9 protein-coding genes are annotated in these 12398 nt (G+C 60.3%); 8 read left to right on the top strand and 1 reads right to left on the bottom strand.

Going from position 1 to position 12398, the window contains the following annotated elements:
- Nucleotides 1-6: 6 nt before the first annotated feature.
- From HU811_RS06640 to HU811_RS06615, 6 genes are all read left to right on the top strand, one after another.
- The gene (locus tag HU811_RS06640) at nucleotides 7-1458 is read left to right on the top strand and encodes an alginate O-acetyltransferase (protein ID WP_186654797.1); all 1452 of its coding nucleotides are present in this window, start codon (nucleotides 7-9) and stop codon (nucleotides 1456-1458) included.
- A gap of 23 nt (nucleotides 1459-1481) precedes the next feature.
- A complete protein-coding gene (locus tag HU811_RS06635; RefSeq protein ID WP_092394888.1) occupies nucleotides 1482-2606 on the top strand; it encodes a mannuronate-specific alginate lyase in 1125 nt (374 codons plus the stop codon).
- Between the two features lie 221 nt (nucleotides 2607-2827).
- A complete protein-coding gene (locus HU811_RS06630; RefSeq protein WP_092393740.1) occupies nucleotides 2828-4393 on the top strand; it encodes an MBOAT family O-acyltransferase in 1566 nt (521 codons plus the stop codon).
- 11 nt (nucleotides 4394-4404) lie between these two features.
- Nucleotides 4405-5580, top strand: coding sequence for an alginate O-acetyltransferase (locus tag HU811_RS06625; protein WP_186654795.1), 1176 nt, complete (start codon nucleotides 4405-4407; stop codon nucleotides 5578-5580).
- Between the two features lie 14 nt (nucleotides 5581-5594).
- Entirely contained in the window at nucleotides 5595-6260 is a 666-nt protein-coding gene (locus tag HU811_RS06620; protein WP_186654794.1) for an alginate O-acetyltransferase AlgF, read from the top strand.
- A 233-nt stretch (nucleotides 6261-6493) separates the two neighbouring features.
- Nucleotides 6494-7945: a mannose-1-phosphate guanylyltransferase/mannose-6-phosphate isomerase gene (locus HU811_RS06615; protein ID WP_092393749.1), complete on the top strand. Its 1452-nt coding sequence runs from the start codon at nucleotides 6494-6496 to the stop codon at nucleotides 7943-7945.
- A 75-nt stretch (nucleotides 7946-8020) separates the two neighbouring features.
- Here HU811_RS06615 and HU811_RS06610 read toward each other — a convergent pair whose 3' ends face one another.
- The gene (locus HU811_RS06610; RefSeq protein ID WP_186654791.1) at nucleotides 8021-10738 is read right to left on the bottom strand and encodes an RHS repeat domain-containing protein; all 2718 of its coding nucleotides are present in this window, start codon (nucleotides 10736-10738) and stop codon (nucleotides 8021-8023) included.
- A 173-nt stretch (nucleotides 10739-10911) separates the two neighbouring features.
- Between HU811_RS06610 and HU811_RS06605 the strand changes: the two genes are divergently transcribed.
- A complete protein-coding gene (locus HU811_RS06605; RefSeq protein ID WP_092393758.1) occupies nucleotides 10912-11376 on the top strand; it encodes a multidrug transporter in 465 nt (154 codons plus the stop codon).
- Between the two features lie 30 nt (nucleotides 11377-11406).
- Nucleotides 11407-12231 carry an SDR family oxidoreductase gene (locus HU811_RS06600; protein WP_186654790.1) on the top strand — a complete coding sequence of 275 codons (825 nt, stop codon included), beginning with the start codon at nucleotides 11407-11409 and terminating at the stop codon, nucleotides 12229-12231.
- Nucleotides 12232-12398 lie beyond the last annotated feature (167 nt).

Here is a 12398-nt window from a genome sequence, read left to right as displayed (position 1 = left end):
ACCTTTATGAACCCACAGATGATCAAACTTCTGGGCCTGTCCGCCCTGACTGCCGGCATTCTCGCCGCCACCAGCGGCGCGCGCGCCGATGAAATCACGGCCCCCACGTTTACTGCCGAACCGTGCTGCAACCTGTGCCCTGCTGCCCATGACGCGAAGAACTACACCACGCGCTATCAGCAGAACTTCACCACGCTGGTGCAGGCCCAGGGCGATTGGCTGTTCCGTACCCAGGAAGACCTGCGCACCGAATTCGACACCACCCCGGCCGGCTACAAGCGCATGCAGCAGTTGCACGACGCCTTCAAGAAAAAAGGCGTTGAGTTGGTGCTCGTCTACCAACCGACCCGGGGTCTGGTGAACCGCAACAAACTCAACCCCCAGGAAAAGGCCAGCTACGACTTCGACAAAGCCCTGACCAACTACAAAACCATGCTCGGGCGCTTCGCGCAGATGGGTTATGTGGTGCCTGACCTGTCACCGCTGACCAACGAAAACCTGCCCGACACCCTGCCGGCCCACGATTTCTACTTCCGTGGCGACCAGCACTGGACCCCTTATGGCGCCCAGCGCACAGCGAAGATCGTGGCCGAGAAGGTCAAGCAGATCCCGGCCTTCGCCGACATTCCCAAGCAGGAATTCGAAACCAAGAAGTCCGGCCGCATGGGCAAGACCGGCACTCTGCACAACATGGCCGGTCAGCTGTGCGGCACCAGCTACGCGATCCAGTACATGGACCAGTTCACCACCGAGCCGAAAGGCGAAGCCGGCGGCGGTGATCTGTTCGGCGATTCCGGTGATCCGCAGATCACCCTCGTGGGCACCAGCCACAGCGGCAAAAACTACAACTTCGCCGGCTTCCTGCAAGAAGCCATCGGCGCCGACATCCTCAACGTCGCCTTCCCCGGTGGCGGTCTGGAAGGCGCGATGATCCAGTACCTGGGCAGCGAAGAATTCCAGAAGAGCCCGCCGAAAATCCTCATCTGGGAGTTCTCGCCGCTGTATCGCCTGGACCAGGAAACCATCTACCGCCAGATGATGGCGCTGCTGGACAACAACGGTTGCGAAGGCAAGCCCGCGCTGCTGAGCAGCAAAACAGCGCTCAAGCCCGGCAAGAACGAATTGATGGTCAACAGCAAGAACATGGACCTGCGTAACAGCAGCCACCAGATCGATATCCGCTTCGCCGATACCTCGGTGAAAACCCTACAAGCCACCCTCTGGTACATGAATGGGCGCCACGAGGATATCAAGATCGAAAAACCGGACACTTCCGAAACCGACGGACGTTTCGCCTTCCAATTGCGTACCGATGAGGACTGGGCTTCCCAGAACCTGCTGGCTGTAGAAGTCCAGGGACCTGAAGCCGGTGCCGAGCCACAGCAAATCGAAGCGAAAGTCTGCAAACGCAACGCATCTCCGCAAGCCGGGCAACAAACGGCTCAAATCGGACAATGAGGTCTCGTCTCATGACCAGAACCATGCGCACCCGAACGTTGAAAACGCTGCTGGCGCCGTCCCTGCTGACCCTGGCGATATTCGCCGGCGCGACGCAGGCTGCGGCCCCGCTACGCCCGCCCCAGGGTTACTTCGCACCGATTGAAAAATTCAAGACGGGCAGCTCTGACGAGCGCTGCGAATCGGTACCGACGCCTTACACCGGCTCGCTGCAGTTTCGCAGCAAGTACGAAGGCTCCGACAAGGCCCGTGCAACCCTGAACACGCAATCGGAAAAAGCCTTCCGTGACAGCACCGCCGACATCACCAAGATCGAGCGCGGCATCAGCAAACAAGTGATGCAATTCATGCGCGACGGGCGCCCCGAGCAGCTGGAATGCACCCTGAACTGGCTGACCGCCTGGGCCAAGGCCGATGCGCTGATGTCCAAGGACTTCAACCACACCGGCAAGTCCATGCGCAAATGGGCCTTGGGAAGCATGGCGTCGGCCTATGTTCGCCTGAAGTTCTCCGAGTCACATCCACTGGCCAATCATCAGGAGCAGGCGCAACTGATCGAAGGCTGGTTCAGCAAGATGGCCGATCAGGTGGTCAGCGACTGGGACAACCTGCCGCTGAAAAAAATCAACAACCACTCCTACTGGGCCGCCTGGTCGGTGATGGCCACCGCCGTGGCGACCAACCGCCGCGACCTGTTCGACTGGGCCGTCAAGGAATACAAGGTCGGCGTCAACCAGGTCGACGCCGAGGGCTTCTTGCCCAACGAACTCAAGCGCAAGCAACGCGCCCTGTCCTACCACAACTATGCCCTGCCGCCCCTGGCGATGATTGCCAGTTTCGCTCAGGTCAACGGCGTGGACCTGCGCCAGGAAAACAACGGCGCCCTCAAGCGCCTGGCTGACCAGGTCCTGGCCGGGGTGAAAGATCCGGACATCTTCGAAGACAAGAACGGCGATGAACAGGACATGAAGGATCTGAAAGTCGATTCCAAGTTCGCCTGGCTCGAACCGTTCTGCAGCCTCTACACCTGCCCCGAGGATGTGCTGGAGCGCAAGCATGAAATGCAGCCGTTCAAGACGTTCCGCCTCGGCGGGGACTTGACCAAGGTGTACGACCCTTCATGGGAAAAAGGTGAGAAAGGAAGCTGACCGCAGGCTCCCTGCGAGGCGGGGAATCCTGTGGGAGCGAGCCTGCTCGCGATAGCGGTCTGACATTCACCAAAAATGTCGACTGGTACGCCGTCATCGCGAGCAGGCTCGCTCCCACAGGGAGTCTGGTCTGTTTTGGAATGTAATGAGCCCCCGGTTTTCATGGGGGGGTTTGGGGGGGCTCTGGCCCTTGACTGTTGATTCAACATGGAGAGATCGGGATGGTATTTTCATCCAACGTGTTCCTGTTCCTGTTCTTGCCGATCTTTCTCGGCTTGTACTACTTGAGCGGGCAACGCTATCGCAACCTGCTGTTATTGCTGGCCAGCTATGTGTTCTATGCCTGGTGGCGCGTGGACTTCCTGGCGTTGTTCGCCGGTGTCACCCTGTGGAACTACTGGATCGGCCTGAAAGTCGGCGCCGCCGGCGTGCGCACCAAACCGGCCCAGCGCTGGCTGTTGCTCGGCGTGGGCGTGGACCTGTGCATCCTGGGCTATTTCAAGTACGCCAACTTCGGTGTGGACAGCCTTAACGCGATCATTACCGGCTTCGGTCTCAATCCGTTCATCCTGACCCACGTGCTGTTGCCGATCGGGATCTCGTTCTACATTTTCGAGTCCATCAGCTACATCATCGACGTGTATCGCGGTGATACCCCGGCGACCCACAACCTGATCGACTTCGCAGCGTTCGTGGCGATCTTCCCGCACCTGATCGCCGGCCCCGTGTTGCGTTTCCGCGACCTGGCCGATCAGTTCAACAACCGCACCCACACCCTGGACAAGTTCTCCGAAGGCTGCACGCGCTTCATGCAGGGTTTCATCAAGAAGGTGTTCATCGCCGACACCCTGGCGGTGGTGGCCGACCATTGCTTTGCCCTGGAGAACCCCACAACGGGCGATGCCTGGCTCGGCGCCCTGGCTTACACCGCACAACTGTACTTCGACTTCTCCGGCTACAGCGACATGGCCATCGGCCTGGGCTTGATGATGGGTTTCCGTTTCATGGAAAACTTCAAGCAGCCCTACATCAGCCAGTCGATCACCGAGTTCTGGCGGCGCTGGCACATCAGCCTGTCGACCTGGCTGCGCGATTACCTCTACATCACCCTGGGCGGCAATCGCAAAGGCACGTTGATGACCTATCGCAACCTGTTCCTGACCATGCTGCTCGGTGGTCTGTGGCACGGCGCGAACATCACCTACGTGATCTGGGGCGCCTGGCACGGTATGTGGCTGGCCATCGAAAAAGCAGTCGGCATCAACACCACGCCACGCGCTCTGAATCCGATCCGCTGGGCACTGACGTTCCTGCTGGTGGTGATGGGCTGGGTGATCTTCCGTGCCGAGAACCTGCACGTAGCCGGCCGCATGTACAGCGCCATGTTCAGCTTCGGCGACTGGTCGCTGTCGGAACTGACCCGCGCCAACCTCACCGGTCTGCAAATCGCCACGCTGGCGGTGGCCTACGCCACCCTCGCCTTCTTCGGCCTGCGCGATCTCTACACCAATCAGCCACCGGTCAAGACCAAACCTGAAGTGAACACCGAGGCCGACGGTCCGGCTACGGCTCAACCAGGGCTGATCAAAGCCGTCCCGGGTGAAAACCCGTCGAACATTCATGAACCGGGCTACACCGTAGGCGTCGAAGCCCAGGTGCAACCGGCCTACTGGACCGCGGACTGGTCACGCTATGCAATGCGCGCCCTGGTGCTGATGTTGTTCATTGCCTCGATTCTCAAACTCTCGGCGCAAAGCTTCTCGCCGTTCCTTTACTTCCAGTTCTGAGGGATCTGAACATGACCCGCTCATTACGCATCTTCTACATCGCACTGTTCTTGCTGACCTTGACGGTCCTGGGCCTGTGGTCGGTGCGCAGCTTCTTCGGCTTCAGCACCAACCCCGACGCGACCGTGCTCAACGGTCGCTGGAGCAAAGCCGTCGAGACGCACTACGACGAAGAGTTCCCGATCAAGCGCCTGGGTACCAACATCTGGGCGGCATTGGACTACAAGCTGTTCAACGAGGGCCGCAAAGGCGTGGTCCTGGGCCGCGACCAGTGGCTGTACAGCGACGAAGAGTTCAATCCGATCGTCAACGAAGAACAGAACCTGCAAGGCAACTACGCGCTGGTCGAAGGCGTGCGCCAGAAGCTCAAGGAACAGGGCATCACCCTGGTCATGGCCATCGTGCCGGCCAAGGTGCGGTTGTATCCGGAGCACTTGGGTGAAGTGAAGCCTTCGAGCATTCACGCCAACCTCTACCAGGATTTCCATGCCCGTGTGGCGGCAGACAAGATCCTGGCCCCTGACCTGCTCGGCCCGATGCAACAGGCCAAGCAAAGCGGCCAGCAAGTGTTCCTGCGCACCGACACCCACTGGACCCCGGAAGGCGCGCAGGTCGCCGCCGAGAAGCTGGCGAAGACGATTGCCGAGCGCACCCCACTCAACGGCGAGCCACAACGCTTCGTCACCGAGATTGCGGAAAAAATCACTCATAAGGGCGACCTGCGTCAGTTCCTGCCCCTGGACCCGCTGTTCGAAAACCTGATGCCAGCCCAGGAGCCGCTGGTCAAACGCACCACCCGTGAAGCCGACGACCAGCCGGCCGAAGGCGACGCGCTGTTTACAGATGCCCAGGTACCCGTGGCGCTGATCGGCACCAGTTACAGCGCCAACCCCAACTGGAACTTCGTCGGCGCCCTCAAGCAGGCCCTCAACAGCGACGTCGTGAACTACGCCGAAGACGGCCATGGCCCGATTCTGCCGATGCTCAGCTACCTCAAGAGCGACGCCTTCAAGAACAGCCCGCCACAGGTGCTGATCTGGGAGTTTCCTGAACGTTATCTGCCTGTGAACAACGAAATCGGTGACGCCGACCCGCAGTGGGTCGCAGAACTCAAACAAGCCGGCGCGCGCCAACAGAACGTCGCTGCCAACACCCCATCCGAGACGCCCGACCGGGCGCAAAACTGAAAGAGAGGTCCACCATGACTTTCACTACAACTCCTCGCCGTCTCGCCGCTCGCTCCCTCAAGGCCGTTGCCCTGGTTGCCAGCATGAGCGCCCTTTCCCTGTCCGCCTTTGCCGGTGACTCGGCCCTGTACGGTCCGGTTGCGCCAAAAGGTTCGAGCTTCGTGCGGATCTACAACGCCAGCAATGCCGAAGTCAGCGCCACCGTCGGCAGCACCAACCTGAGCGACGTAGCACCACTGGCCAGCACTGACTTCAGCTTCATGCCCGGCGGCGACTACAGCGCCAAGGTCGGCAGTCAGACCGTCCCGGTAAAACTGGCCCCCGATCACTATTACACCCTGGTCAACAACGCCAGCGGCCAGCCTCAGTTGATTGAAGAACCGCCGTTCAAGAACAAGCAGAAGTCCCTGGTACGCGTGCAGAACCTCAGCGACAAACCACTGACCCTCAAGACCGCCGATGGCAAGACCGAAGTGGTCAAGACGGTGGCGGCCAAGAGCCGTGGCGAGCGTGAAATCAACCCGGTGAAAGTGAGCCTGGCGCTGTTCGACGGCGACAAGAAAGTCGGCGATCTCAAGCCCGTGGCCCTGGAACGCGGCGAAGCGGCCGTACTGTACGTCACCGGTTCGGGCAGCAGCCTGTCGCCAGTGTGGGTAAAACGCCCAGTGTCGACCCGCTGATCAATTCACCTGAGGGCTGAACGCCTATTTGTGTAGGAGCTGCCGCAGGGTGCGATCTTTTGATCTTGATCTTTCGCTTGGGATTCAAGTGTTAGCGCAAAGATCGCAGCCTCGCTGCACTCGTCAGCTCCTACAGCAAAGGTCAGTCACTCAGGTACGGAACAACAACAAGAGAGTGAAACGACAGAACGCAGTAGCTCTAAAAACCATTTCGATTTGTAGGAGTAACAAACATGATTCCGGTGATCTTGTCAGGTGGTAGCGGCTCACGTCTTTGGCCGCTTTCGCGCAAGCAATTCCCTAAACAGTTCCTGGCCCTGACCGGCGAACACACCCTGTTCCAGCAAACCCTCGAGCGCCTGGTGTTCGAAGGCATGGACACCCCGATCGTGGTTTGCAACAAAGACCACCGGTTCATCGTCAACGAGCAGTTGACCAACCGCAAGCTGGAAGCCCAGCGCATTCTGATGGAACCGTTCGGACGCAACACCGCGCCGGCCGTGGCGCTGACGGCGATGATGCTGGTCAATGAAGGTCGCGACGAGCTGATGCTGGTCCTGCCGGCCGACCACGTGCTGGAAGACCAGAAGGCCCTGCAACGCGCATTGGCCCTGGCCACCGTGGCCGCCGAGCGTGGCGAAATGGTGCTGTTCGGCGTACCGGCCACCAAACCGGAAACCGGTTATGGCTACATCAAGTCGACCAACGATGCCCTGCTGCCTGAAGGGGTGAGCCGCGTTTCGCACTTCGTCGAAAAACCCGACGTCAAGCGCGCCACCGAGTTCGTCGAAGCCGGCGGTTACTTCTGGAACAGCGGCATGTTCCTGTTCCGCGCCAGCCGTTTCCTCGAAGAGCTGAAAAAGCACGATCCGGACATCTACGACACCTGCCTGCTGACCCTGGAGCGCAGCGAGCAGACCCCCGACACCATCACCTTCGACGAAGCCACCTTCGCCTGCTGCCCGGACAATTCCATCGACTACGCCGTCATGGAAAAGACCCAGCGCGCCTGCGTGGTGCCACTGTCGGCCGGCTGGAGCGATGTCGGCTGCTGGTCGTCGCTGTGGGAAGTCAACCCCAAGGACGCCAACGGCAACGTCACCAAGGGCGACGTCGTCGTCCAGGACAGCCGTAACTGCATGATCCATGGCAACGGCAAGCTGGTGTCGGTGATCGGCCTGGACAACATTGTGGTGGTCGAAACCAAGGACGCCATGATGATCGCCCACAAGGACAAGGTCCAAGGCGTCAAGCAAATGGTCAACACCCTCAACGCCCAGGGCCGCACCGAAACCCAGAACCATTGCGAGGTCTATCGTCCGTGGGGTTCCTATGATTCGGTGGACATGGGCGGTCGTTTCCAGGTCAAGCACATCTCGGTCAAGCCGGGTGCGTGCCTGTCGCTGCAGATGCACCACCACCGCGCCGAACACTGGATCGTGGTCAGCGGCACCGCCGAAGTGACCTGCGATGAGAATGTGTTCCTGCTCTGCGAAAACCAGTCGACCTATATCCCGATCGCCTCGGTTCATCGTCTGCGCAACCCGGGCAAGATCCCGTTGGAAATCATCGAAGTGCAGTCCGGCAGCTACCTGGGCGAAGACGACATCGAGCGCTTTGAAGACATCTACGGTCGCTCAACTCCGATCGAACGTGGCGTGTCGGTGAAAACCATCGCGCAGTAACGCTCGGTAGAAAAAAAGAAGCCCCCGTCCAGCCCACTGCGTCCCCTATCCGCAGTGGGTTGGGTGGGGGCTTTTTTATTGATTGACCACTCGCTTGGCATCAAACTTTTCGGCAATCCTGGCCGAGCGCGGATTGACCGCGTCCGTTCTGATTTTCCGGATATCCGCCCCCTTGGAAATGGCCTTGATGGCATGCACCGTCAAGAATGTCCCCACCCCCTTCAGCATCGGCAGCCGCGCCACTGAGCTGGCCTGCGCCAACGCCTCCTTTTTCAAGGCCCCGTCACCCTGGGTTTCAGGGTGGACGACCACTTGCACAACATCCACTTCCGTTTTTCCCTTCGTTGTAAACGCGTTCAATTCGGCCAGACCATAAATCTGTCGTTCCTCAGGCGGTTTCAACTTGTCGGATTTTTTCATGACCGCGAAAAAGCGCCGCTCAACGACGAAATCAGGGTGTCTGTTCAAAGCGTCCGGATCGATTGGCTCGTCCACGAATACATCGTTGGCACTGCGCAACATGTAACTGGAAATGCTGGCCCCCAGACCGAAGTTTGAAGGTTGTCCAACGACCTTCGAACTCGTGGTTTCGTTGGAGAGGGCTTTATAGCGTTGCTTGTAGCGTTGCAGATTCTGTTTGACCTCATCGCCTCCCACCAGATAGTCATTGAATGCACCGACCTCCACCACTTTGAAGTCGTTCACATCGCTGTACTTTCCCGTGGCCTCCTTGAACACGCCCACCCTGCTCGTCAGCGCCGCCGCTGTGAGCTTCAGTCGGTTTTTCACGCCCACTTCAATTTCGTACTTTCCAGTCTTGTTAAGCCCCTCCGCGTCCCGAAAAGTCAGCGGGTTATTGCTGACCATCGCGTACAGGTTCAGCCCATCGATATCTCCCGCAGGGTCCGGATTAAGCCAGCGCTGCAGGCCGGGCATGTAGTACCGATAGCCGTAGTAATACAACCCCGTTGCGTCCCGCTCCTTACCTGAGTAACGGGCCGTCTTGTAACTGACCTCCACCCCATCAGGTCCCGCCAGGTACGCGGTCTCGCCGAAAGGATAGAAGTGCTCGCGGCTGATGATTCGCCCGTCCTGGGCAAGCTCCAGGCTGGTCGAACCCAAGTGGTCGGTAAAACTGTATCGATAGAGGTCATTGGCCCCCGCAGGTGATGGGCTTTCCCAATGCAATACCCGCACACTGTTGAGCCCACCCTGGACGATGATGACCTGGAGAGACTCCCCAGTGCCGCTGTCGGCACGCAGTTCCAACCCAGGCAAATAACGCACCTCGGTGGCCAGCGTCCGGGCACCGGCTTGCAGTGTGCGCAATTTGCGCACGCGCAGACCGCTACCGTCATAGACATAAATCTCACCGTCGTTAAGCCTTGAGGCGCGTTCGATGGGGGTGACCGAACTCAACTGGTTGCGCAGATCCCAAGCCAGGAAACGCCCCTCATCCTGTTCCAGACAATTGCCCCGCGCATCGAACGCGGCGCAGATGTCATCTTCAGTTGGAGGCACGCCGTTGCGGTACGGCAAACAACGATTGCTGTAGCGGGCCGCTTGCAACTGGCGGCCATGATTCTGAGCGCCGACATGGGTCAGTTCCAGCAAGTTACCGCTCTCATCGTAGCGGTAGGTCTGCCGGTAGTTGCTCACCGCCGCCGGGTCGAGGCGGCCAACGGACTCCGGTCCCTGGTTGGCAGCGCCCGCCTCCCAGCCGCTGGCTTCGGTCACCTGATAAAGACTGTCGTAGCTGAAACGGCTGGCGGGCTCGACACGCTGATTGGCGAAGTAGCGCACCGGCAGGGCCTTGTCCTCGATGCTCAGCACGTTACCCATGGGGTCATAGGTGTAGAACAGGTCTTGCAGCACCTGGTCGGCGCGCCTGGCGCGGCGCTCCATCAACCGGCCGTCGTCGGGGCTGTATTCAAGCAGGGTCTGCACACCGTTCCCGGCCGTCTCCTGCGCTATTTGCCCGTCGGCGTTGTAACGAATATCGCTGACCAGCGGCTGCCATGTGTCCTGCCCGTTTAATAACAAGTGAGTTTCACGCAACCGGCCATCGAGGGTCAGCCTTTTGCGTTGTCGATTGCCCAGGGCATCCATTTGCTCCAGCACGTCGCCCTGGGGGCCAAGGCACCAGGTTGACCGGGCGCCCTCGCCGGGTTCGAGCAATGTTTCACGCTCGGCTTCCGGCTCCGGCCAGTCGGGAGCGACGGCATCAAGGATGAAGCGACGGTTCTGGACAAGGTTCTGCGCGGTGAGGGCAAACGACTCCATCTGCACGCTACCTGCTGGGTCATCGTGGCGGATCAACTGCCCGTACTGGTTATGGTCGCGATCGCCCCGGCCCGGGGAACCGTACTTCAACCGCTCCATGCAGCGACGCGGTTGCCCGGCGCCCTGTTCGAGCACCACCACGGGACGGAGCAGGTCGTCGTAGCCCACCTCGCGATGCGTTCCCCGACCGTCCCACGCCCGCAAACCCTCGCCGGCGAGCCCAGGCAGATCGATCTGCAAGCCCGCATCGACGCTATCGGTACGCAGCGCGGCAGCGGACAGCGAATAAACCGTCGCAAGGTTGGCCGGCGCCGACTGATCGTCTTGTTGCAAACACCACAATCGAGGATCCCACTGTTTTGCCAAACGACCGGCGGCATCGAAAAGGCTGCGAGTGACACGCTCTTGCGTGGGTCCGTTCTCGACGTTGCGCCAATAGTCGACCGAGCGAACCGGTAAATTCCTTGGGTCAAAGGCCATCAGCCTCGGGGTTCTCTGATCCATACCCATCTAATCAGACCTCTTGGTCGTAGCACCGCTGCCTCGTAACCGGCATCTAACAAGGGCAGACAACCCTTGCCTACTGTCAGATATGACAGCGGCGACCGACGGCCCGAGACGGATGAATATCCACGGCCCGCCCCCTCCGGTAGGATGGTGTGACGATAACGGAGGCTTCAACCATGCTTATCGGCGTCTTGCTGGTCATCACCTGGCTCATCCTGCTGCTGCGCTATCCGGCCAAGGCGTTGCCGGTGTCCCTGGCGGCGTTCGTCGGTCTGGGACTGGTGGCCGCGTGGGTAATCTGGGAGGACAGTCGCGAAACCCGGCAACTGGCGCGCCTGGATCTGCGCGTCAGCTACGCCCCCGACCGCTGCCCGGCCGACCGTCCGCTGTTGCTGAACATGACCAATGGCAACGATGTACCGCTGATCGAACTGCGCTGGCGGATCGCGGCTTATGCACCCGGCGACACCATCAACCTGGCCGACAATCAGTACACCGCACCGCGTTATCGAGGCCCAGGCGAGTTGCAGCCCGGCGCTGACTGGCAGGACTGCCTGCCCTTGCCGCCGCTGCGTCCCGGATATCGTCCACAAACCCTGGAGTTTCGCGCCGAACGATTGCAAGGCAGCTTCTCCAACTGATCCCTCTCATTGTTTGCATAAGGAATGGCCATGCCCGTTGCGTTGATTACCGGATGTTCCAGCGGCATCGGCCGCGCCCTCGCCGATGTCTTCAAGGCCGCCGGCTATCAAGTATGGGCCAGTGCTCGCAAGGATGAGGACGTGGCGCTGCTCAGTGCTGCCGGGTTTACCGCCATACAGCTGGACGTCAATGATGGCCAGGCCTTGGAACAGTTGAGCGAACGCATCAACCAGCAGCACGGCGGCCTCGATGTGCTGATCAACAATGCCGGTTACGGCGCCATGGGGCCGCTATTGGACGGTGGTGTGCCGGCCATGCAGCGCCAGTTCGAAACCAATGTGTTCGCCATCGTCGGGGTGACCCGCGCACTGTTCCCGGTGCTGCGCCGGGCCAAGGGATTGGTGGTGAACATCGGCAGCGTTTCCGGCGTGCTGGTGACGCCATTTGCCGGCGCCTACTGCGCCTCAAAGGCGGCGGTGCATGCCTTGAGCGATGCGCTGCGCATGGAACTGGCACCGTTCGGCATCCGCGTAATGGAAGTCCAGCCCGGCGCCATCGCCTCCAGTTTCGCCAAAAATGCCGGCCATGAAGCCGAGCAACTGATCAGCGAACAGTCACCCTGGTGGCCTCTGCGCGACGGCATCCGCAGCCGCGCCAAAGCATCCCAGGACAACCCGACCCCGGCGAGCGATTTTGCCGCAGGCCTGCTCAAGGCCGTGCAGCAACCCAAGCCCCCGCGCCTGCTGCGCCTGGGTAATGGCAGCCGGGCGTTGCCGTTGATGGCCGGTTTGCTGCCCAAAGCATTGCTGGAAAAAGGCTTGAGGAAGCGGTTTGGGTTGGGTGGTTCGCTGTAAGGGCTGGAGGATAGCAGGCCTTACCTTGTTTGGACCGGGGATATGGTTAATCCCTGTGGCGAGGGGATTTATCCCCGTTCGGCTGCGGAGCAGTCGTCGTCTGTCTGATGCGGTTTCGACTCGTACACCGGGTTGCTTGGTTTTGGGGCTGCTTCGCAGCCCAGCGG

Origin of the sequence: Pseudomonas tehranensis, assembly GCF_014268615.1 — a bacterium.
Lineage (GTDB): Bacteria > Pseudomonadota > Gammaproteobacteria > Pseudomonadales > Pseudomonadaceae > Aquipseudomonas > Aquipseudomonas tehranensis.
This window is presented reverse-complemented; position numbering and strand designations above follow the sequence as displayed.